Raw genomic sequence first — 21,393 nt, forward strand, 5'->3', positions numbered from 1 at the left:
CGGGGGCGGGGGCTTCCGCTCCAGTGGGCTACTTGGGCACGTCGGAGAGGCGGCCGATGTTCACGTCGGTGTCGTCGGAGATCTCGCGGCGCACCGGCGCCGTCACGGTCTCGTGCTCGTCCGCGACGATGATCCGTACATCGTCGTCGGGCGAGACATCCCCCGCCTCCGGGGCCTGCCCGGCCTCCAGCGCCCGCGGCGCCCCGCCGGACGCGTCAGGCTCGTGCACCTCCACGCGGTCTGTCCCCTGAGCCTGTCCCCCCTGGGCCTGGGCCTGGGCCTGGGCCTGGGCCTGCGCGCCGGCCTCCGGGGCCGCGATCTCCCGCGGCGGGAGGGCCGCCTCCACCACCAGCGGCCCGGCCGCGTTCTCGGCGTGCATCAGGTCGCCCAGCACCGAGCCGATCTCGGAGAGCCTGCGCACGACCTCGCTGTGCGTGTTGCTCAGGTACTCGACGCGCCGGCCGGCGTGCTCGTCGAGCGCGGCGACGCGCTGCCGGGCGGCCGTGAGCGTCGTCTCCGCCTCGTGGCGGGCCGCGGACAGGGTGTGCGCCGCCTCCGCGTTGGCGGCCTCGCGCAGCCGTTCGGACTCCTGCTGGGCGACCGTCACCATGCGCTCGGCCTCCGCGCTCGCCCCGCGCAGCGTGTCCTCGGCCTCCTGGCGCGCGCTGCCCAGCTTCTCCTCGGCGTCGGCGCCCGCCTGCGCCAGCATCCGCTCGGCCGCCGCCGTCGCCTCGTTCACCCGGCGCTCGGCCTCCGCCTGGGCGGAGGTGAGGATGTTGTCGGCCGTCTCGCGGGCGGACGTCAGGACCCGGTCGGCCTCGGACATGGCAGCGTCACGCACGCTGGCCGCCTCGGCCTCCGCCTCCTCCCGCTTGGCCGCCGCCTCCTCCTCGCCCAGCCTGAGGATCTGCGCGAGCCTGGGGCTGAGGTCCTCGTAGTTCTGGGGCGTCTCGACCATGCGCCGCCTGGCCTCCGCCAGCTCCAGGCGACCTTGCTCCGCCTGTTCGAGCGCCCGGGCCAGCCGCTCCTCCAGATCGCGGATCTGGTTGCGGGCGCGCAGCATGTGTTCGTCGACCTGGCGGCGGTTGTAGCCGCGCATGACGACCTCGAAGGTGTCCTCTTGCATCAGGGCGGAAATGCTCTCGTGCTGGTTTGTCATGGGGGTACCTAAGGATTCGCGTGAGGCGGGGGAAAACTGCGGGTTGTGAGGGTCTGGCAACGAGACGTCAGGAAACGACTTTCCTGCCATCTGCCCACGTCCGCAACCCGAACGCCAGACCTGGGGCGGGAATTACGATGTGACGGGTGTACATCGCAGCATTGGACGGCGGAGCGTCCCCGGACATCCATCCCGAGGCGTACATAGCGCCCGGCACCGTCGTGGTCGGCAACGTACGGGTGGGCCGGGCGTCGAGCATCTGGTACGGCTCCGTTCTCCGGGGGGACGACGAGCGGATCGAGATCGACGAGGAGTGCAACGTACAGGATCTGTGCTGCCTGCACGCCGACCCCGGCGAGCCGGCGATCCTGGAGTCTCGCGTGAGCCTCGGCCACAAGGCCATGGTGCACGGCGCCCACGTCGAACGTGGCGCGCTGATCGGCATCGGCGCGATCGTGCTCGGCGGCGCGCGCATCGGAGCGGGCACGCTCGTCGCGGCCGGAGCCCTGGTCGGACCCGGCAAGAGGATCCCGGCCGGGGTGCTCGTGGCCGGGGTCCCGGGCAGGATCGTGCGAGAGCTGACCGACGACGACCGCGCCTCCTTCGCCCGTACACCCGACACCTACATGGCCAAGGCACTCCGGCACCGCCAGGCGACACCGTTGTCGTGACGCCGCGCGGCGGGACCCCTCGACATGCCGCCCATTTGTCACCATAACGGACGATCTGCCGGATAGACGCTCGCCGCCGCCCCGCACGCGGCAAGTACGATGGCCGCCGTGCGCCCGTGGGATGCGTTCACCGCCACCGAAGCGGAGGTCCGCGCGCTGGTCACGGACCCGCGCTGGCAGCGGCTTCCCGTGCCCGCGCGCGCCGAGATGATCGCGGCGAGGATCCTGGTGACGCCCGACGGCGATCGCTGGCTGTTCGGCGCGCACGCCCGCTGGCACCTGCACGACCCGGCCGACGGGCGCTGGCACCTGGCGCCGCCTCCCCGCGGCGCCCGCGTGCGCCGCGCCGGGCACGCCGCCGCGGTGCTGCCGGCGCGCCTCATCCCCCAGGGTCCCGACTTCGCCGCCGAGCCGGGCTCGACGCAGGCGTTCGTCGGCCCCGACGTGCCCGACCACGTGACCGAGCAGGTCCGCGTGCTCCTGCGCGCCGCCGGCCGCAGGTCCGAACTCGACTTCCCGCTGACCGCCTTCGACGAGGTCCTCGCGGGTGACGTGCCGAGCACGGTCGCGGCCGTCTGGGGGACCGTGATGTGGTGCGCGTACGCGCCCGCCTTCGATGGCAACGAGCGGCTGCTCACGATCTTCGGCGAGTACCTGCGCCGCCCGCTGCCCGGCGACGAGTGGGTGCGCTGGCTGCCGGCCCCGCCGCTGCTCGACCTCGTCCGACTCGTCGCCGAACGGATACGCGCCGACCGGCCCCGCGAGGCACTGCGGCTGGCCGCCGTGATGGCCGACACGGCCCAGATCCTGCTCGCCGACGCCCGCTTCAGGCCGCGCGCGCTGGCGCTGCTCACGATGGTCGAGCCCGCGCTCAACCGGCCGGGCCTGGACGAGCCCGCCGCCCGGCGCGGCGACGAGCAGGTACGGCAGGCGTGGCTGGAGCGCTGCCCGCCCCGGCTGGGGCGGGCCGTCCTGGCCGAGACCGATCCCCGCGCGCACTTCTGCCACACGGTGTACGACCTGGTGGAGGCGCTGTCCTTCACCCCGGACCCGGCGCGGGCCGCGGCGACGCTGCTGGCGGACCTGTCCGACTCCAGGGGGCTGCTGCCGGGGCTGCTCGACCATCGGCTCGGACACGCCTACGACGAGCTGTCCCGGGCCGGGCTCACCGGCACCTCGGCGGCCGAGCACACCCAGCCCGACGGCTTCCCCGTCCTCGGTCCCGCCCAGCCCCTCCCCCCACACCACTGGGACACCCCCACGGGCACGGGCCACCCCCCGCGCCGCAACCCGCCCGGCGGCCCGGCCATCCCCGCCACCGGCCACTTCACGGCCCCCACGGGCCCCGCCGCCGCCACCGGAGCGGGTCGTCCCATGAACAGCCGCCACCCCGAGAGCCGCCCCACGGGCCCGGGCAACGCCTCGTGGCCGGGCAACCCCTCGGGAACGGACAACCCCTCACGGACGGGCAACCCCTCGGGAACGGACAACCCCTCACGGACGGGCAACCTCGGCCGCCCCGACGCGGGGGGCGACCGTGCCGGTGCCGGAGACCGCACCGGAGCGGGCCATCCCACCGGACCGGGCCATCCCGCGGGTGCCGGTCGACCGCCCGGCTCGGGTCACCCCACAGGTGCGAGCACCCCGAGCCGGGCCGGCCGGCCCTCCGGCGCCGGCGCCCCCACCGGAGTCGGGGCGCCCGCGGTGGGGGCGCCCGGTGGAGTCGGGGCCGCCGGGGGGTTCAAGACGCGCTGGGGGGTGAGCGCGGTCCCGGCGGCGGCCAGGAAGGCGCGGGAGGCGCTGTCGAGGATGCCGCGCCGGCCCGTCGTGTCGGGGTTCGAGATCGAGCCGCCCGACCGGGCGAGCGCCGCGGCCGTGCTGGGGGCCGCCTACGCCGCCGGGCTGGCGTGGCGCGGCGTGAGCGGGGCGAGGGTCCCGGAGCGCGGGTTCGCGGGTCAGTCGGCGCTCGTGCTCCGGATCGTCCACGAACGCGACGACATCCACCCGTAAACCACTAATACCGTTATTTCACCCTTACTCCTCCCATATCGTTCTAACACTCAAGGCAACACACAATTCGCTGAATTGTGATCTCTGCTTCGGGAAATGATCCCGGTGGGGCCAGGGTGACGCCGAAAGGAATGACTCCGATGGGCCATGTCGCCCGAAGGGGCCTCCGCCGTAACCTCGTAGAGGGTGTGGGCTGCGGAAGGAAGGACGACGCGGTGGGGCACGACGACCTGGACTCTCGGGTCCACGACCGTGTCGCGTTGGACGAGATTGCGCTCTACGCCGAGGTGCTTACCGCTGTCGCTATCAGCGAGCGGCGGCTGACCTTGGACGAGCTCGACGACGCGCTCGGATTGCGGACTTCGGCAAGTCACTGAAAGATCATGAACACATTCGGTCCCGGACTCCTGAGGGGTCCGGGACCGCGTTCGGGGATGGTTCACTTCACCCCAGATGACTAGTCAGTCAGGCGATCTTCTCCTACGAACGGACGAGACGCGCGATCGCGGCCGAGGCCTCCTTGACCTTCGCCTCCGCCTCGGGTCCGCCGTTGTTGATCGCGTCCGCGACGCAGTGCGAGATGTGCTCCTCCAGCAGGCCCAGGGCCACCGCCTGCAGGGCGCGCGTCGCAGCGGACACCTGGGTGAGGATGTCGATGCAGTAGGCGTCCTCGTCGACCATGCGCTGCAGGCCTCTGATCTGGCCCTCGATCCGCCTGAGCCGCGTCAGGTATGCCTGCTTGTCCGCCGTGTAGCCATGCATGCCCACCACGATACCCGTAACCCGTATCACGTCAGCGGAGCTCGGAGATCAGCTTCTCCCACTGCGTGCCGACCTCGTCGGCGGAGTGCCGGACGGCCGTCTCCAGCGCACCGGCGGCCAGCGAGCGCCGCCTGCGCTCGTCGTCGATCAGCGCGAGCAACGCCATGGCCAGCAGCTCCAGGTCGCCCTCGACCTCGGGCACTAGCACCCCGTTGTAGCCGGTCGCCACGAACTCCGCCGGCCCCCGCGCCCCCTCGAACGCCACCACCGGCACCCCGCATCCCATGGCCTCCAGCACGGTCATGCCCAGGTCGCCGCTGCGCGAGGTGTTGGCCACGATCGACGCCTTGGCGAACTCCCCCGCCAGGTCGGGCGTCGTGCCCATGAAGTAGACGTGGTTGTGCAGGTCGAGCTCGCTGACCAGGCCGCGCAGCCGCCGCTCCTCGGGGCCGCCGCCGTACAGGCGCAGCCGCCAGTCGGGCCGCTTGTCGGCCACCGTGGCGAACGCCCTGATCAGCCGGTCGTACGCCTTGACGGGCACCCACCGGCCGCCCGCCGCGACGATGCGGTTGTCCATCCGGGAGCGCGGCCACGGCCCGCTCGGCAGCGCGTCGGGCACGGTGCGCACGACCGGCCCGCCGTCCAGCAGCCCGGTCCACTCCGCTTCGGTGCTCTCCATGGCGGTGACGACCGCGTCGAGCCGGGGATAGAACTTTCGCACCGGCGCGGGCACCGCCGGACGGCTCCACTCGCGGGCCAGCTTGAGCACCTCGCGCGGCGCGTGCCTGGCCGCCTGGACGCCCAGCGACGGCCTGGTCGTGATCAGCACGTCGGACCTGAGCGTGCGCAGCAGCCGCCATAGCGCGACCTCGGTGCGCATCTGACCGCGCGGGAGCAGGTGCCGCGTGCCGGGCCTGGCGTCGATCACCGACCGCATGGTCACATTGGGCGCCACGGGGAAGAACGGCTTGTCCCGGTGCCGCCTGATGCTGATCACCTCGACGTCGTGCCGCTCGGCGAGCGCCCCGGCCAGGTTGAGCGTGGAGCGGACGTCGCCCCGCATGCCGTACGCGGAGGAGAGCATCAGGCTGATCTTCACCCGCCCACCTCGATGCGCAGCTCGTCGTCGGCGGTGTAGCAGGGCCGGATGGGCACGCCGTCGATCCTGGCCGACGGATAGTGCAGGCGGCGCCGTTTGCCGTCGACGTCGTCGAGGCGGGAGCCGAGTTTGAGCGGCCTGGCCACGCCCTCCACCTCCAGCGACGGCTCCCACGTGCCGGACCCCTCGGGATCAGCGGCGAGCACGTCCACCAGGGAGAACGCGGCGTGGAAGCGCACTCCCTGCACGGTGGCCGAGGCGCGTACCATGGAGTCGTCGGACTGCCTGCGCTGCAGCGACAGCCGGGCCTCGTGGCGCACGTCGTCGTCGGCCAGCCCGGTGAAGGCCAGCAGCCCGGTCACCTCGAAGCGGCCCTCCCTGAACCAGATCGCCCGCACCTCGGCGGCCGGCTCGGCATCGGCGATCTTCAGGGCGAGGTAGCCGTTGCGGGTGCGGTAGGAGCGGTAGGCCATGGTCCGCTCGCACAGCGCGTACGCGTCGAGGTGGTCGAGCGAGAAGCCCGGGTCGATGCTGCGCAGCCGGGTGCGCCTGCCGTCGCGGCGCAGGTAGGTGTCCCAGCGCCCGGCCGTGAGTCTCAGGGGCGCGAGCGAGACGGCCATGGTGGCTTCCCCCGTCCGGGCACCCGGTGTGCCGAGCAGCACGTCACGTTCGACCCCCGTCGTCCGATGCCTGAGCACGAGCTCGGTGCCGTCCCCCAACGGCTCCTCCATGGCCAGTCTCAGGGAGAGCACGTCGGCTAGCGTGACTTCCGCGTCTGTGACCACGACGCGCATCGCGAGCCCCCTCCCCGTCGAATGAAGCCATGCGACGTTGAGGTTACCGTGATTTTCCCGTTATGTGGATGGCAGATTTACTGCGCATCGGCCTCCTGACATGCGGAACTCCTCCACAACGGCTGTGGAGGAGTCCGACTTTCCCGCGTCAGGAAGGGGTTTTGACCGATTTGATCAACAGCTGGGCCACGTCCACGACCTCCAGAGACTCCTTGGCCTCGCCGCTGTTCTTCTTCTCGTTGATGGCGTCGCCGAGCATCACCATGCAGAACGGGCAGGCGGTGGAGACGGTGTCGGGGTCGGTGGTCAGCGCCTCGTCCACGCGCTCGGTGTTGATGCGCTTGCCGATGCGCTCCTCCATCCACATGCGCGCGCCGCCCGCGCCGCAGCAGAAGCCGCGGTCCTTGTGGCGGTGCATCTCCTGGGTCTGCACGCCCGGCACCTTCGACATGATGTCGCGCGGCTGGGAGTAGACCTTGTTGTGGCGGCCGAGGAAGCACGGGTCGTGGTAGGTGATCTTCTCCTCGATCGGGGTGACCGGGGTGAGCTTGCCCTCGTCGACCAGCTTGGCCAGCAACTGCGTGTGATGCACGACCTCGTACGTGCCGCCGAGCTGCGGATACTCGTTGGCGAGCGTGTTGAAGCAGTGGGGGCAGGTGGCGACGATCTTCTTGACGCCGGCCTCGTTGAGCGTCTCGATGTTCTGCTGGGCCAGCATGTTGAACAGGTACTCCATGCCCAGGCGGCGGGCCGGGTCACCGCTGCACGCCTCCATCGGGCCGAGCACGGCGAACTTGACGCCGGCGATGTGCAGCAGCTCGGCGACGGCCTTGGTGGTCTTCTTGGCCCGGTCCTCCAGGGCTCCCGCGCAGCCGACCCAGAAGAGGTATTCGGCGTCCTCGGGCATCTTGTCCTCGACGACCTCGACCTCGAAGTCGAGCTCGGCGATCCAGTCGGCCCGCTTCATCTCGGACATGCCCCACGGGTTGCCCTTGTTCTCCAGGTTCTTCACCATCACTCCCGCCTCGGACGGGAACGACGACTCGACCATCACCTGGTAGCGCCGCATGTCGAGGATGTGGTCGATGTGCTCGATGTCGACCGGGCACTGCTCGACACAGGCGCCGCAGTTGGTGCACGACCACAGGACGTCCGGGTGGATGACGCCGTCCTCGCCGACCAGCGGCTTCTCCAGCAGCGCCAGCACGTCCGTGTCGGCGTGCTCGGTGGAGGCGCCGGCCAGCAGGTACGGGGCCACCTTGAAGGCGTGGTCGCGCTGGTCGAGGATGAGCATCTTCGGCGACAGGGGCTTGTCGGTGTTCCACGCGGGGCACTGCGACTGGCAGCGGCCGCACTCGGTGCAGGAGTAGAAGTCGAGGAAGCCCTTCCACGTCGTGTCGCCGATCTTGCCGCGGCCGAGCCGTTCGGGGTCGAGGTCCTCGTCCTCGAAGTCGACCGGCTTGCCGTCCACGCGCAGCTCGGGCGCGGCGCCCATGGCGTCGGGGCGGCGCGAGAAGAGCACGTTCAGCGGCGCGGTGAAGATGTGCAGGTGCTTGGAGTTCACCACGATGACCAGGAACACCAGCATGAAGCCGATGTGCAGGAGCAGGGCGATCTGCTCCAGCAGGTGGCTTGCAGGCAGGACGTCGCCCAGGGCGAGCGAGACGAAGGCGCCCGCGCTGTAGGGCAGGTTGCCGTTGGCGGCCGCCGCGCCGCGCGCCAGGAACAGCGTCCAGATGATGTTGAAGATCATGAACAGCACGAGCCAGGCGCCGCTCAGGTGGGAGCCGGAGAAGCGCGACTTGCGGCCCAGCGTCTTCGGCGAGTTCCTGACCCGGATGACGGCGAAGGCGACCAGGCCGAGGAGGCAGGCGACCGCGATGAAGTCCTGTAGGAAGCCCAGCACCGCCCACTGGCCGATCAGCGGGATGTGGAAGTCCGGCCGGCCGGTGATCGCGCCCTGGATGATCGCGCCGTACGCCTCGATGTAGACGGTCAGCAGGATGAAGAACGCCCACATGACGAAGAAGTGGGCCACGCCCGACGGCGTCCACTTGAGCAGCTTCTTCTGGCCGAACACCTCGACGAGCTGCGCCTTGACCTCGTCGGCCGCGTGCGCCCTGGCGTACTCGACGCGCTCGGGGGCGGGTGGGCCGACCGTGGCCAGCCTGTAGAGGAACATCGTCCGGCGGCCGGCCACGGCCACCGCCGAGACGGTCATGATGAGTCCGATGACGGCTACCCAGAGCACGGGCCCTCCCACAGACGACGTTGGCTGCCAGCGTACGACGCCGGTCATCCACGCAATGACCAGGTCACCCCGGAATCCTACCCGCGAGTAACATTCTGGGGTAACGCGACCCACCCTACGGGCCGCCGACCCTCCAGAACAGTGCTCTACCCCGTGAAGTAGCGCTGGATCGTGGGCGCCAGCAGTTCGACCAGCTCCTCCGGGTCGGCGCTGGCCATGGGCTCCAGCCTCAGCACGTAGCGGGCCATCAGCACGCCGAACATCTGCGCGAACGCGGCCTCGATGCGCAGGTGCGGCACGTCCAGCGTCTGGCTCACCCGCAGCAGCAGCGCGTTGGAGAGGAACTCCCGGAAGATCCCGGCCGCCTGCTCGTGGGTCATCGCCGAGCGGATCAGCGCGATCATCGGCTCGCGGGTCTCGGGCGTGGCGGTGACCGTCAGGATCAGCCGGACCAGCCGCTCCCCGATCTGCTCCCGCGGGCCGTCGAGCACCGTGGGCACGACCACGTCGGGAGTGAGCGGCAACTGCATCGCCGCCGCGAACATGTTCTCCTTCGTCGCGAAGTAGTGGTGCACGAGTGCCGGGTCGACCCGCGCCTCCCGCGCGATGCCGCGCACCGTGGCCTTGTCGAAGCCCTTCTCGGCGAACACCCGCCGCGCCGCCGCCAGGATCTCGCCGCGCGTGTCGGCCGAACCGGGCCTGCGGCCCGGCCGTCGCCCGGTCGTCACCGCCCCACCGCGAGGTAGACGCGCATCGGCACCGACACCACGCCGCCGGGGAACGTCCTGCGCAGCTCCGCCCGCTGCCGGTCCACCAGCGCGTCGGCCGCCCGCGGCGGCAGCTCGGCCATGTAGGAGTGGGAGCGCAGGCCGAGCAGGAACTCCTCGATGCCGGCCAGCCGGGTCCACGGGATCCAGCGCTCGGCGACCACCTCGAAGGCCGCGGCGATGGGCGGCACCGACCACTCCTCCAGCGCCTGCCCCCAGTAGGCCGGGCACTCCTCCGCCAGCCGCGCCTCGTAGGCGGCCAGCCAGTCGGCCTGCCGGGCGTCGGTGAGGTTCCAGCAGCCGGCGATCGCGCCGCCGGGACGCAGCACCCGCCTCGCCTCCGCGATCGAGGCCACCGGGTCGAGCCAGTGCCAGGACTGCGCGTACGTCACCAGGTCGGCCACCCCGTCGGCCAGCGGCAGCGCGTTGCCGTCGGCCCGCACCGCCGGGCAGGCCGCCGTGCCTGCCGCCGGGCCGTCGTCCTCACCGGACCGGGACACCAGGCGGGTCAGCATCTCCGCGCTCGGATCGACGGCGACCACCCGGGAGCCGCGCGCCCGCAGGGCCCGCGTCAGGATGCCCGTGCCCGCGCCGACGTCGACCGCCGTCGCGCCGGCCAGGTCGACGCCCGACACCTCCGCCAATGCCGCGAACAGCTCGTCGGGATAGGACGGCCGGCCCGCGTCGTAGGCGTCGGCGACGCCGTCGAACACGCGGGCCAGCTCGCGCATCGGCCCCACGCTCATGCGGAGGCCGCCAGGTGCAGCCGGGCGAACGCGAGCGCCTCGGCCAGGTCGTCGATCCGCTCGGTGCGGCTGGCCGCCTTGCGCGTGTTGATCTCCAGCACGACCAGACCGGTGTAGCCGGAGCCGGCCAGCCGTTCGAGGATCTGCGCGCACGGCTGGTTGCCGCGGCCGGGAACGAGGTGCTCGTCCTTGTTGGTCACGCCGACGCCGTCGGCCAGGTGGAGGTGGGCCAGCCGGTCGCCGAGCTTGGTCGCCATCTCCATCGCGTCGGAGCCGGACACGGCGGTGTGCGACAGGTCGAGGGTGACCTGCGGGAAGTCGAAGTCGATGGGGTTCCAGTCGGGAGAGTAGGGCACCACGTCGTTGTTCCGCGCCCGCAGGGGGAACATGTTCTCCACCGCGAACATGATGTCGGTCTCCTCGCGCATGCGGGCGAGCCCGGTCTCGAAGTCGCGCGCGTAGTCGCGCTGCCAGCGGAACGGCGGGTGCACCACCACGGCCGAGGCGCCGAGCCGCTCGGCCGCCTTGCGCGCCCTGACCAGCTTGGCCCACGGGTCGCGGCCCCACACGCGCTGCGTGACCAGGAGACACGGCGCGTGGATGGCGAGCACGGGCACCTGGTAGTGGTCGGACAGCCGTTCGATCACGTCGATGTCCTGGCTCACCGGATCGGCGCCGACCATGATCTCGACACCGTCGTAGCCCAGGCGGGCGGCCAGTTCGAACGCGTCGGGGGTGCGTTCGGGGTATACCGAGGCGGTGGACAATGCGATCTTCGCATTGGGCACGCGGATGACATCAGCCACGCTGCCAGCCTAAGCCGGTGACAGGGTTCTGGCGCGCGACCCCTACGGTTGGGTCATGCCCCGGATCGCCAAAGGAGCCGTCCCGAGCCCCAACATCTGGAACACGCCGCAGGTCTACGAGGTGGAGAACCGCGCCGTCGACCCGGACGGCGCGGCGAACGCCGCCATGCGGGCGCTGCGGTCGTGGGACGGCGCCACGGTGCTCGACATCGGCTGCGGCACCGGCTACCACCTGCCCGGCCTCGCCGCCGAGGCGGCCCGGGTGATCGGCGTCGAACCGCACGGCGACCTGGTCGCGCTGGCCCGCCGCCGCTGTGCCGGCCTGGCCGGCGTCGAGGTGCACACCGCCGTCGCGCAGGACCTGCCGCTGCCCGACGCCTCGGTGGACGTGGCGATCGCGCGCTGGGCGTACTTCTTCGGCCCCGGCTGCGAGCCCGGCCTGCGCGAGCTGTCACGGGTGGTGCGGCGGGGCGGCGCGGCCTTCGTCATCGACCTGGACGCGACACGGGGGCCCTTCGGGCGGTGGTTCTCCCGTACGGTGCCCGGCTACGACGCCCGCGGAGTGGAGGCCTTCTGGGACCGGCACGGCTGGCAGCGGCGGCCGCTCGACCTGCGGATGGCGTTCGAGCGGCGGGCCGACCTGGAGGCGGTGCTGCGGATCGAGTTCGCCCCCACGGTGGCCGAGCAGGCGATCGCGGAGACGCCCGGCCTGGAACTGGCCTATCCGAACGTCCTGCGCTGGCGTCACTTCTGAGAGCTTGACCTTGACGCCGGTGTCAATGTCTACGGTGGTGGCATGCGCATCGGAGAACTGGCCGGGCGTACGGGGGTGAGCACCCGTTCGCTCCGCTACTACGAGCAGCACGGCCTGCTCACCGCCCGGCGCGGGGCCAACGGCTACCGCGAGTACACCGAGGACGACGTCAGGCTGGTGGCCGAGATCCGCTCGCGGCTGTCGGTCGGCTTCTCCCTCGAGGACACCCGGCCGTTCGTCGACTGCCTGCGCGCCGGACACGACACGGGCGACGCCTGCGGCGAGTCCGTCGCCGTCTACCGGCGCAAGCTCGCGGAGATCGACGACGAGATCCGCATCCTGCTCGCCCGCCGCGCCGAGGTCGCGGCCCGGCTCGGCGCATCATGCGCCGGCTGCTTCTTCCAGGGAGAACGATGATCACGCTGACCACGGACAACTTCGACGAGCAGGTGCTGAAGAGCGACGGGCCGGTGCTCGTGGACTTCTGGGCCGAGTGGTGCCCGCCCTGCCGGATGGTCGCCCCGGTGCTGGAGGAGATCGAGGCCGAGCACGGCCTGGCGGTGGGCAAGCTCAACACCGACGAGAACCCCGCGATCATGGCCCGCTACGGCGTGCTGAGCCTGCCGACGCTGCTGCTCTTCGAGAACGGCGAGCCGGTCAGGCAGGTCGTCGGCGCCCGCCCCAAGCGCATGCTCGTCTCCGACCTCGGCCTGGCCTGACCCCGGTCTGACCCCGACCCGACCCGACCCCAACCCCGACCCGACCCTGCCCGACCTGCCCGACTGCGGCCCGGCCCGACCGCTCGCGGGGGGCGCGCGCCGCTGATCTCCCGGATTGTCGGCGCGGGCCGCTAGCCTGCTCCGCATGGCCAAGACTGCCCCGAAGCCCGGATACCGCTGCGCCGAGTGCGGCTGGCGCACCACCAAGTGGGTGGGCAGGTGCGGCGAGTGCCAGGCGTGGGGCACCGTCGACGAGGACGGCGCCCGCGCCGGTGTGCACGTCGTCCAGGCCGGCGCCACCACCGCGCCCGCGATGCCGATCGGCCAGGTCAAGGCCGAGGTGGCCGCCGCGCGCACCACCGGCGTGGCCGAGCTCGACCGGGTGCTCGGCGGCGGCCTGGTTCCCGGCGCCGTCATCCTGCTGGCGGGCGAGCCCGGCATCGGCAAGTCCACGCTGCTGCTGGAGGCGGCAGCCCGCATGGCCGAGGGCGAGACCGTCCTCTACGTCACGGGAGAGGAGTCGGCCGCGCAGGTCCGGCTGCGCGCCGACCGCATCGGCGCGATCCGCGACCGCCTCTACCTCGCCGCCGAGACCGAGCTGTCGGCCCTGGTCACCCACGTCGACAAGGTGCAGCCCCGGCTGCTCGTCGTCGACTCGGTGCAGACCATCGGCTCCGCGCAGGCGACCGGCGTCCCCGGCGGCGTCACCCAGGTCCGCGAGGTGGCGGCCAACCTCGTGCGCCTGGCCAAGGAGCGCAACATGGCGACGGTGCTCGTCGGCCACGTGACCAAGGAGGGCTCCATCGCCGGGCCGCGCACGCTGGAGCACCTGGTCGACGTGGTGCTCAACTTCGAGGGCGACCGCCACTCCCGGCTGCGGATGGTCCGCGCGATCAAGAACCGCTACGGCCCCACCGACGAGGTCGGCTGCTTCGACCTGCACGAGCGCGGCATCGAGGGCATCACCGACCCGAGCGGGCTGTTCGTCTCGCGGCGCAGCAGCCCGGTCCCCGGCACGTGCGTGACGGTGACCGTCGAGGGCACCCGTCCGCTGCCCGCCGAGGTGCAGGCGCTGGTCGCCCGCACCGAGGCGCAGCAGCCCAGGCGCACCTCCTCCGGGCTCGACACCTACCGGGTGCAGATGATCCTCGCCGTCCTGGAGCGCCGGCTCAACGCCAAGCTCGGCGGCTGCGACGTGTTCACCGCGACCGTGGGCGGCATCAAGCTCGCCGACCCGGCCGTCGACCTCTCGGTCATGCTGGCGGTGGCCAGCGCCGCCGGCGACAAGCCGCTCCCCGCCGGGCTGGTCGCGCTCGGCGAGGTGGGCCTGGCGGGCGAGCTGCGACCGGTCAAGGACGTCCGCCGGCGGCTGAGCGAGGCCGCGCGGCTCGGCTTCCGCCGCGCGCTGGTGCCCGCGGGCTCCCTCGACGAGGGTGGTCGCAAGCGGGGCGGGCAGCGTTCGCTCGTGCCCGTCGGGCCGGTCTCGTTCGCCCCGGGATTCGAGGTGGTGCAGGCGGAGAACGTCTGGGACGCTCTCACACACGTCACATAGCGCCGCTAAGCTGGGCGTGACGATTCGACACGGGGGTCTGGTGCCAAACGACAGGAGTCTCGACGACCGCCGTCGCAAAGCCCTGGCCGCGGTGGCCCCGGGCACGCCGCTGCGCGACGGCCTGGAGCGGATCCTGCGCGGGCAGACCGGCGGCCTGATCGTGCTCGGCTACAACAGCCTCGTCGAGCAGGTGTGCAGCGGCGGGTTCGAGCTCGACGTCGAGTTCTCGGCGACCCGGCTGCGCGAGCTGGCCAAGATGGACGGCGCGATCGTGGTGAGCGACGACCACAAGATCGTGCGCGCCGCCGTGCACCTCGTCCCCGACCCCGCCATCCCCACCGACGAGTCCGGCACCCGCCACCGCACCGCCCAGCGCGTCGCCCGGCAGACCGGCCTGCCGATCATCGCGATCAGCAAGTCGATGCGCATCATCGCCCTCTACCTCGACGGCATCCGCTACGTCCTGGAGGAGTCGGCGGCCATCCTGTCCAAGGCCAACCAGGCCCTGGCCACCCTTGAGCGCTACAAGCACCGCCTCGACGAGGTGTCCGGCACGCTGTCGGCGCTGGAGATCGAGGATCTGGTGACGGTGCGTGACGTCGCGGCCGTCGCCCAGCGCCTGGAGATGGTCCGGCGCATCTCCGACGAGATCAAGGGCTACGTGGTCGAGCTGGGCACCGACGGCCGGCTGCTGTCGCTCCAGCTCGACGAGTTGGTGGCGGGTGTCGACTCCGAGCGCGAGCTGGTCGTGCGCGACTACCTCCCGTCCTCCCCCGGCCGGCGCACCCGCCGCCTGTCGGACGCCATGCACGACCTCGACCGGCTCTCGGGCGCCGAGCTGCTCGACCTGTCGGTCGTCGCGCACGTCCTCGGCCACGACGACGAGATCGACGGCGCGGTCAGCCCGCGCGGCTTCCGTCTTCTGGCCAAGGTGCCCCGCCTGCCGGCCTCGGTCGTCGACCGCCTGGTCAACCACTTCGGCAGCCTGCAGAAGCTCCTGGCCGCCAGCATCGACGATCTGCAGGCGGTGGGCGGCGTCGGCGAGTCGCGCGCCCGCAGCGTCCGCGAGGGCCTGTCCCGCCTCGCCGAGTCCTCCATCCTCGAACGCTACGTCTGACCGCCGGGCCGCTCCCGCCAGGTCAGCGCAGGTGGAAGACGCCCTTGTGGCTCTTGAGCTTGCCCATGCGCGCCACGGCCACGTACGTCCCCGGCAGGGCGGCGGGCCGGTCGGCGCGGCAGTCATCGGTGGAGCGGCGCCGGTCCCAGTCCAGCGACCGGACGAACGGCACCCCGCGCTGCAGCTCGCGCACCTCCGCGCCCGACCCGCTCACGCAGTCGGAGGTGGACCAGATCCGGTCCTCCCCCGAGGTGATGCGGAGCTCCATGGCCCGGGGCCCCACGTCGGCCCGGCACATCACCGGCCCGGTGTTGACCAGCGTCACCAGGAAGTTCGGCCAGGCGCCCGCCGCGTACACGTCCTGCTTGCCCTGCAGGCTCAGCACCAGGTCGGCCTCCTCGCACGGCTCACCCGGCCGTCTCTGCTTGGCGGCGGGGGCGGTGGTCTTGGGGGCGGGGTTCGGCGTGGGCGTCGGGCTCGCCGTGCCGAGGGCGAGGGTGCGCAGTCCCGCGAGGAGGGGATCCGCGGCCGGGGAGGCGCTCGCCGAGGAGTCGGCGCTGGAGGAGCGCTGCGGCCCGTCGCCACCGCTGGAGCAGGCCCATGCCACGACGGCCACGACCACCAGCACGGCGATGAGCACGCTCATGCGCCGCCGCCAGTAGACGTCGCCGCCCCCGTCGCCGCCGTCACGCATCGTATCCGGATCCATACGCACAGCATGCTGACGGAGTGGCTGCTTGACGCGGACGACACGCCGTCCCTTGCCATCTCGCAATACGCTGGGGCGCGTGGTTGAGCCGAACCTCCTACACGTCCCCGTTCTGGAGTGGTACGACGCCAACGCCCGGGATCTCCCGTGGCGTGCCGTCGACGCGACGCCGTGGGGGGTGCTGGTGAGCGAGATCATGCTCCAGCAGACCCCGGTCGTGCGGGTGCTGCCGGTGTGGCACGAGTGGATGGAACGCTGGCCCACGCCCAAGGCGCTGGCCGCCGAGCCGCCGGGCGAGGCCGTGCGCCACTGGGGCCGGCTCGGCTACCCCCGCCGGGCGCTGCGGCTGCACGCCTGCGCCCGGGCCATCACCGAGGAGCACGCCGGCGAGGTGCCGTCCGACCACGCGACGCTGCTGGCGCTGCCCGGCGTCGGCGAGTACACCGCCGCCGCGGTGGCCAGCTTCGCGTACGGCGGGCGGCACGCGGTGCTCGACACGAACGTGCGCAGGGTCTTCGCCCGCGCCGTTGGGGCCGAGGAGTACCCTCCGCAGGCCACGTCGGCGGCCGAGCGGCGGCTGGCGGAGGCACTGCTGCCCGAGTTGGGGGCGGCCCGCTGGGGGGTGGCGGTCATGGAGCTGGGCGCCCTGGTGTGCACGGCCCGCTCCCCCCGCTGCGCCGACTGCCCAATCGCGCACGTGTGCGCGTGGCGGCTGGCCGGCAAGCCGCCGCACGCGGGCCCGGCGCGCAAGGGCCAGACCTACGCGGGCACCGACCGGCAGTGTCGTGGCAGGCTGCTCGCCGTGCTGCGCGCGGCGCACGGCCCGGTGCCGAAGGAGGCGCTGGACGTGGTGTGGGACGACGCCGTGCAACGCGAGCGCGCCCTCGACGGCCTGGTCGCCGACGGGCTGGCGGAACACCTTCCCGACGGGACCTTCCGGCTCCCCCACGGTTAACAGAGGCCTCTATTCGTAAGAGGAATAGCACTCCCCCGAATAAAGGGCCAAACACGCCAAACTTCGCGAAACGCCCACCCGGCGGCCGGTAGAGTCGCCGAGGCGGGCCGCTTCTCGTCTGCCCGCTATGCCCCTTTTGACGATAATGAGGCGCTGGTATGCGCCCTGGCATGCCTTTGACTGGAGTGAGGGTGGACATGGGCGAGATGGCGGCCGGTGGCGCGCGTCCGGCGACGCGCGACAGGGCCGGGCGCGGCGCGAGCAAGGCCATGGAGCCCGAGCTGCGCCAGCTTCTGGCCGGGCTGACCGCGGTCCGGGACGGCGACTTCGGCACCCGGTTGCCCGACGACGCGGGCGGCCTGCTCGGCGAGATCGCCCAGGTGTTCAACGGCATGGTGGACCAGCTCTCCCTGTTCACCTCCGAGGTGACCAGGGTGGCCCGCGAGGTGGGCACCGAGGGCCGGCTCGGCGGCCAGGCCGAGGTGCCCGGCGTCTCCGGCACCTGGAAGGACCTCACCGAGTCGGTCAACGCCATGGCCGGCAACCTCACCAGCCAGGTGCGCAGCATCGCCGAGGTCACCACGGCCGTCGCCGAGGGCGACCTGTCGCAGAAGATCACCGTGGACGCCCGCGGCGAGATCCTGGAGCTGAAGAACACCGTCAACACCATGGTCGACCAGCTCTCCTCGTTCGCCGACGAGGTCACCCGCGTCGCCCGCGAGGTCGGCACCGAGGGCCAGCTCGGCGGCCAGGCCGACGTCAAGGGCGTGGCCGGCACCTGGCGCGACCTCACCGACTCGGTGAACTACATGGCCGGCAACCTCACCGCCCAGGTGCGCAACATCTCACAGGTGGCGACGGCGGTGGCCCGCGGCGACCTGTCCCAGAAGATCACCGTCTCGGCCCGGGGCGAGATCCTGGAGCTGAAGAACACCCTCAACACCATGGTCGACCAGCTCTCCTCGTTCGCCGACGAGGTCACCCGCGTCGCCCGCGAGGTCGGCACCGACGGGCGGCTCGGCGGCCAGGCCGACGTCAAGGGCGTCTCCGGCACCTGGAAGGCGCTGACGGAGTCGGTGAACGTCATGGCCGACAACCTGACCGCCCAGGTGCGCAGCATCGCCGAGGTCACCACGGCCGTCGCCAAGGGCGACCTGTCGCAGAAGATCCGGGTGGACGCCCGCGGCGAGATCCTGGAGCTGAAGGAGACCATCAACACGATGGTCGACCAGCTCTCGGCGTTCGCCGACGAGGTCACCCGCGTCGCCCGCGAGGTCGGCACCGAGGGCCAGCTCGGCGGCCAGGCCACCGTCCGCGGCGTCTCGGGCACCTGGAAGGACCTGACGGACAACGTCAACTTCATGGCCTCCAACCTCACCGGCCAGGTGCGCTCCATCGCGCAGGTGGCGACGGCGGTGGCCAAGGGCGACCTCTCGCAGAAGATCAACGTCGAGGCCAAGGGCGAGGTCGCCGCGCTGGCCCAGACGATCAACACGATGGTCGACACGCTGTCGGCGTTCGCCGACGAGGTCACCCGCGTCGCCCGCGAGGTCGGCACCGAGGGCCAGCTCGGCGGCCAGGCCCGGGTGCCGAACGTGGCCGGCACGTGGAAGGACCTCACCGACAACGTCAACTCGATGGCCGACAACCTGACCAACCAGGTGCGCTCCATCGCCCAGGTCACCACGGCCGTCGCCAGGGGCGACCTGACCCGGAAGATCGACGTGGACGCCCGCGGCGAGATCCTGGAGCTCAAGACCACGATCAACACCATGGTCGACCAGCTCTCCTCGTTCGCCGCCGAGGTCACCCGCGTGGCCCGCGAGGTGGGCAGCGAGGGCCGGCTCGGCGGCCAGGCCGAGGTCGAAGGCGTCTCCGGCACCTGGAAGCGGCTCACCGAGAACGTCAACGAGCTGGCCGGCAACCTCACCCGGCAGGTGCGCGCGATCGCCGAGGTGACCAGCGCCGTCACCTCGGGCGACCTCACCCGGTCGATCACGGTCGACGCCGAGGGCGAGCTGGCCGACCTGAAGGACAACATCAACTCGATGGTGGGCTCGCTGCGTGAGACCACGCGGGCCAACCAGGAGCAGGACTGGCTCAAGTCCAACCTGGCCCGCATCTCCAGCCTCATGCAGGGCCACCGCGACCTCTCTGCGGTGGCCGAGCTGGTCATGAACGAGCTGGCGCCGCTGGTCTCGGCCCAGTACGGGGCGTTCTTCCTGGCGGAGGAGGCGCCCGGCGGCGTCGAACTGGAGCTCATCAGCGCCTACGGCTACAGCGACGACGCCGAGCGGGTCACCCGCTTCCGGCTCGGCCAGTCGCTCGTCGGCCAGGCCGCCCGGGCCCGCCGGACGATCGCGATGAACGACGTGCCGGCCGACTACGTCAGGATCTCCTCGGCCCTCGGCCACACCACACCCACCTCCGTGATCGTGCTGCCGATCGTGGTCGAGGAGCAGGTGCTCGGCGTCATCGAGCTGGGCTCGGTCTACGCGTTCACCGCGGTGCACCGGGCGTTCCTCGACCAGTTGATGGAGACCATCGGCGTCAACGTCAACACGATCATCGCCAACGCCCGTACCGACGAGCTGCTCGTGGAGTCGCAGCGGCTCACCGCCGAGCTGCAGGCCCGCTCGGAGGAGCTGCAGAACCAGCAGGAGGAGCTGCAGCGCTCCAACGCCGAGCTGGAGGAGAAGGCGGCGCTGCTGGCCAGCCAGAACCGTGACATCGAGACCAAGAACCTCGAGATCGAGCAGGCCCGCCAGGAGCTGGAGACCCGCGCCCAGCAGCTCGCGCTGGCCTCGAAGTACAAGAGCGAGTTCCTGGCCAACATGAGCCACGAGCTGCGCACCCCGCTCAACAGCCTGCTCATCCTCGCCCAGTTGCTGGCGCAGAACCACACGCGCAACCTCACCCCCAAGCAGGTCGAGTACGCCGGCATCATCCACTCGGCGGGCTCCGACCTGCTGCAGCTCATCAACGACATCCTCGACCTGTCCAAGGTCGAGGCGGGCAAGATGGACATCGCGCCCGAGCGGGTGCCGCTGCGGCAGCTCCTCGACGACATCGAGGCCACCTTCCGCCCGATGACGACGCAGAAGAGCCTCGACTTCGTCGTCTCGACGGCGGCCGGTGTGCCGGTGGACGTGCTGACCGACGACTCCAGGCTCCGCCAGGTCCTGCGCAACCTGCTGTCCAACGCCGTGAAGTTCACCGAGACGGGCAGCGTCGAGCTGCACATCGCCCCGGCCTCCCCGAACGAGGTGCCGTCGCCGGTGCGCACCCACGGCGCCGCCATCGCCTTCGCGATCAAGGACACCGGGATCGGCATCGCCGAGCCGCAGCTCGAGGCCATCTTCGGCGCGTTCCAGCAGGCCGACGGCACCACCAGCCGCAAGTACGGCGGCACCGGGCTCGGACTGTCGATCAGCCGTGAGATCGCCCACCTGCTGGGCGGCGCGATCACCGCGCAGAGCGCGCCGGGCAAGGGCAGCGTGTTCACCCTCTACCTGCCGGTCGCACGGCCCGACTTCGAGGAGCTGTCGCCCGGCGTGGCCGCGTCCGAGCGGCCCGCCGGCAGCGATGAGACGGTGACCGCGCTGCCGCCCGCCCCGCCGCAGCAGCAGCGGCGGCTCCTGGTGATCGAGGAACGCGACCGGGGCCTGCTGTCCCTGGTGGCCGAGAGCTCGGTCGCCGACCTGGCCAACAACCGCGACCTGGGCGACATGCGCGGTCCGATCGAGGTCGTCACCGCCGTCGGGGTGCAGGAGGCCGCCGCCGCGCTGGCCGCGCAGGCGTACCACTGCATCGTGCTGGAGCTCGACATGGCCGACGGTGCGGCGCTGCGCTTCCTGGAGGACATGGACGGCGACTCGGCCCTGCACGGCGTCCCGGTGCTGGCCTACAACAACTGGCGGCTGGACCCGCGCCAGGAGGCCGACCTGCAGGCGCGCACCGGCACCCAGCCGCTGGAGCTGCTGTCCAGCCTGGACGAGCTGCGGGAGCGGATCGCGCTGCACCTGTCGGCCGAGGCTCCGGGCGACGTGCTGCCGCTGGTCCGGCCCGAGGAGGTGCCCCGGGCGGTCACCCAGAAGGTGGACGACTCGCTGGCCGGGCGCACGGTGCTGGTCGTCGACGACGACGCGCGCAACCTGTACGCGCTGACCGGCATCCTGGAGATCCACGGCCTGCAGGTGCTGCACGCCGAGAACGGGCGCAAGGGCATCGAGGTGCTCACCTCGAACCCCGAGGTCGACATCGTGCTGATGGACGTCATGATGCCCGAGATGGACGGCTACGCGGCCACCGCCGCCATCCGCCAGATGCCTCAGTACACCGAGCTGCCCATCATCGCGGTGACGGCCAAGGCGATGCCGGGCGACCAGGAGAAGAGCCTCGCCTCCGGGGCGAGCGACTACGTCACCAAGCCGGTGGACGCGGGCGACCTGATGGCCCGCATCCAGCGCTGGCTGGCGACGTAGCGCCTGGCGCTCTCTCCCCCGCCCGGCAAGTCATCCCC

General features: G+C 71.8%; 19 protein-coding genes. 10 read left to right on the top strand and 9 right to left on the bottom strand.

Features of this window, described 5'->3' with window-relative positions:
- Nucleotides 1–28: 28 nt before the first annotated feature.
- Nucleotides 29–1,159 carry a coiled-coil domain-containing protein gene (locus FHU36_RS10915; RefSeq protein WP_185083607.1) on the bottom strand — a complete coding sequence of 377 codons (1,131 nt, stop codon included), beginning with the start codon at nucleotides 1,157–1,159 and terminating at the stop codon, nucleotides 29–31.
- Nucleotides 1,160–1,305: 146 nt separating this feature from the next.
- Here FHU36_RS10915 and FHU36_RS10920 point away from each other — a divergent pair, with 146 nt between their 5' ends.
- From FHU36_RS10920 to FHU36_RS10930, 3 genes are all read left to right on the top strand, one after another.
- Nucleotides 1,306–1,830, top strand: a complete 525-nt coding sequence (locus FHU36_RS10920; protein ID WP_312891535.1) for a gamma carbonic anhydrase family protein — start codon at nucleotides 1,306–1,308, stop codon at nucleotides 1,828–1,830.
- A 108-nt stretch (nucleotides 1,831–1,938) separates the two neighbouring features.
- Nucleotides 1,939–3,840: a hypothetical protein gene (locus FHU36_RS10925; RefSeq protein WP_185083608.1), complete on the top strand. Its 1,902-nt coding sequence runs from the start codon at nucleotides 1,939–1,941 to the stop codon at nucleotides 3,838–3,840.
- A 215-nt stretch (nucleotides 3,841–4,055) separates the two neighbouring features.
- The gene (locus FHU36_RS10930) at nucleotides 4,056–4,217 is read left to right on the top strand and encodes a hypothetical protein (protein ID WP_181019825.1); all 162 of its coding nucleotides are present in this window, start codon (nucleotides 4,056–4,058) and stop codon (nucleotides 4,215–4,217) included.
- A gap of 103 nt (nucleotides 4,218–4,320) precedes the next feature.
- On the opposite strand, the gene FHU36_RS10935 is transcribed toward FHU36_RS10930, so the two are convergent.
- The 7 genes from FHU36_RS10935 to FHU36_RS10965 all read right to left on the bottom strand — a co-directional run bounded on the left by FHU36_RS10935 (nucleotide 4,321) and on the right by FHU36_RS10965 (nucleotide 11,065).
- A complete protein-coding gene (locus FHU36_RS10935; protein ID WP_185083609.1) occupies nucleotides 4,321–4,602 on the bottom strand; it encodes a metal-sensitive transcriptional regulator in 282 nt (93 codons plus the stop codon).
- A 31-nt stretch (nucleotides 4,603–4,633) separates the two neighbouring features.
- Nucleotides 4,634–5,701, bottom strand: a complete 1,068-nt coding sequence (locus FHU36_RS10940) for a glycosyltransferase (protein ID WP_185083610.1) — start codon at nucleotides 5,699–5,701, stop codon at nucleotides 4,634–4,636.
- Nucleotides 5,698–6,453 (bottom strand): hypothetical protein, encoded by a 756-nt coding sequence (locus tag FHU36_RS10945; protein WP_312891536.1) that lies wholly within the window; start codon nucleotides 6,451–6,453, stop codon nucleotides 5,698–5,700. The genes FHU36_RS10940 and FHU36_RS10945 overlap by 4 nt, the downstream gene beginning before the upstream one ends.
- A gap of 190 nt (nucleotides 6,454–6,643) precedes the next feature.
- Nucleotides 6,644–8,746, bottom strand: coding sequence for a (Fe-S)-binding protein (locus FHU36_RS10950; protein ID WP_185083612.1), 2,103 nt, complete (start codon nucleotides 8,744–8,746; stop codon nucleotides 6,644–6,646).
- 146 nt (nucleotides 8,747–8,892) lie between these two features.
- The gene (locus tag FHU36_RS10955; RefSeq protein ID WP_185083613.1) at nucleotides 8,893–9,474 is read right to left on the bottom strand and encodes a TetR/AcrR family transcriptional regulator; all 582 of its coding nucleotides are present in this window, start codon (nucleotides 9,472–9,474) and stop codon (nucleotides 8,893–8,895) included.
- Nucleotides 9,471–10,259 (bottom strand): class I SAM-dependent methyltransferase, encoded by a 789-nt coding sequence (locus FHU36_RS10960; protein WP_246502019.1) that lies wholly within the window; start codon nucleotides 10,257–10,259, stop codon nucleotides 9,471–9,473. Before FHU36_RS10960 ends, FHU36_RS10955 begins: the two co-directional genes overlap by 4 nt.
- Nucleotides 10,256–11,065: a sugar phosphate isomerase/epimerase family protein gene (locus FHU36_RS10965; RefSeq protein ID WP_185083614.1), complete on the bottom strand. Its 810-nt coding sequence runs from the start codon at nucleotides 11,063–11,065 to the stop codon at nucleotides 10,256–10,258. The genes FHU36_RS10960 and FHU36_RS10965 overlap by 4 nt, the downstream gene beginning before the upstream one ends.
- A gap of 55 nt (nucleotides 11,066–11,120) precedes the next feature.
- On the opposite strand from FHU36_RS10965, the gene FHU36_RS10970 reads away from it, so the two are divergent.
- The 5 genes from FHU36_RS10970 to disA all read left to right on the top strand — a co-directional run bounded on the left by FHU36_RS10970 (nucleotide 11,121) and on the right by disA (nucleotide 15,207).
- Nucleotides 11,121–11,819 carry a class I SAM-dependent methyltransferase gene (locus FHU36_RS10970; protein ID WP_185083615.1) on the top strand — a complete coding sequence of 233 codons (699 nt, stop codon included), beginning with the start codon at nucleotides 11,121–11,123 and terminating at the stop codon, nucleotides 11,817–11,819.
- A gap of 42 nt (nucleotides 11,820–11,861) precedes the next feature.
- Complete coding sequence (locus FHU36_RS10975) at nucleotides 11,862–12,236, top strand: MerR family transcriptional regulator (RefSeq protein WP_185083616.1); 375 nt, start codon at nucleotides 11,862–11,864, stop codon at nucleotides 12,234–12,236.
- On the top strand, nucleotides 12,233–12,538 hold the full coding sequence (gene trxA / locus FHU36_RS10980; protein WP_185083617.1) for a thioredoxin: 306 nt from the start codon (nucleotides 12,233–12,235) through the stop codon (nucleotides 12,536–12,538). The genes FHU36_RS10975 and trxA overlap by 4 nt, the downstream gene beginning before the upstream one ends.
- Before the next feature lie 145 nt (nucleotides 12,539–12,683).
- A complete protein-coding gene (radA, locus tag FHU36_RS10985) occupies nucleotides 12,684–14,090 on the top strand; it encodes a DNA repair protein RadA (RefSeq protein WP_185083618.1) in 1,407 nt (468 codons plus the stop codon).
- Between the two features lie 40 nt (nucleotides 14,091–14,130).
- Entirely contained in the window at nucleotides 14,131–15,207 is a 1,077-nt protein-coding gene (disA, locus tag FHU36_RS10990) for a DNA integrity scanning diadenylate cyclase DisA (protein ID WP_312891537.1), read from the top strand.
- Between the two features lie 22 nt (nucleotides 15,208–15,229).
- On the opposite strand, the gene FHU36_RS10995 is transcribed toward disA, so the two are convergent.
- On the bottom strand, nucleotides 15,230–15,916 hold the full coding sequence (locus FHU36_RS10995) for a hypothetical protein (protein ID WP_185083619.1): 687 nt from the start codon (nucleotides 15,914–15,916) through the stop codon (nucleotides 15,230–15,232).
- A 79-nt stretch (nucleotides 15,917–15,995) separates the two neighbouring features.
- Here FHU36_RS10995 and FHU36_RS11000 point away from each other — a divergent pair, with 79 nt between their 5' ends.
- Nucleotides 15,996–16,871 (top strand): iron-sulfur binding domain-containing protein, encoded by an 876-nt coding sequence (locus FHU36_RS11000; RefSeq protein ID WP_185083620.1) that lies wholly within the window; start codon nucleotides 15,996–15,998, stop codon nucleotides 16,869–16,871.
- 269 nt (nucleotides 16,872–17,140) lie between these two features.
- Nucleotides 17,141–21,355 (top strand): HAMP domain-containing protein, encoded by a 4,215-nt coding sequence (locus tag FHU36_RS11005; RefSeq protein WP_446685846.1) that lies wholly within the window; start codon nucleotides 17,141–17,143, stop codon nucleotides 21,353–21,355.
- Nucleotides 21,356–21,393: the final 38 nt, after the last annotated feature.

Origin of the sequence: Nonomuraea muscovyensis, from assembly GCF_014207745.1 — a bacterium.
In the GTDB taxonomy this organism is placed as follows: Bacteria; Actinomycetota; Actinomycetes; order Streptosporangiales; family Streptosporangiaceae; genus Nonomuraea; species Nonomuraea muscovyensis.

Coding starts and splice junctions, on each gene's coding strand:
- FHU36_RS10915 (WP_185083607.1), bottom strand. CDS start 1,159: ATGACAAACCAGCACGAGAGCATTTCCGCCCTGATGCAAGAGGACACC.
- FHU36_RS10935 (WP_185083609.1), bottom strand. CDS start 4,602: ATGCATGGCTACACGGCGGACAAGCAGGCATACCTGACGCGGCTCAGG.
- FHU36_RS10960 (WP_246502019.1), bottom strand. CDS start 10,259: ATGAGCGTGGGGCCGATGCGCGAGCTGGCCCGCGTGTTCGACGGCGTC.
- FHU36_RS10970 (WP_185083615.1), top strand. CDS start 11,121: ATGCCCCGGATCGCCAAAGGAGCCGTCCCGAGCCCCAACATCTGGAAC.
- FHU36_RS10975 (WP_185083616.1), top strand. CDS start 11,862: ATGCGCATCGGAGAACTGGCCGGGCGTACGGGGGTGAGCACCCGTTCG.
- trxA (WP_185083617.1), top strand. CDS start 12,233: ATGATCACGCTGACCACGGACAACTTCGACGAGCAGGTGCTGAAGAGC.
- radA (WP_185083618.1), top strand. CDS start 12,684: ATGGCCAAGACTGCCCCGAAGCCCGGATACCGCTGCGCCGAGTGCGGC.
- FHU36_RS10995 (WP_185083619.1), bottom strand. CDS start 15,916: ATGGATCCGGATACGATGCGTGACGGCGGCGACGGGGGCGGCGACGTC.
- FHU36_RS11005 (WP_446685846.1), top strand. CDS start 17,141: ATGGAGCCCGAGCTGCGCCAGCTTCTGGCCGGGCTGACCGCGGTCCGG.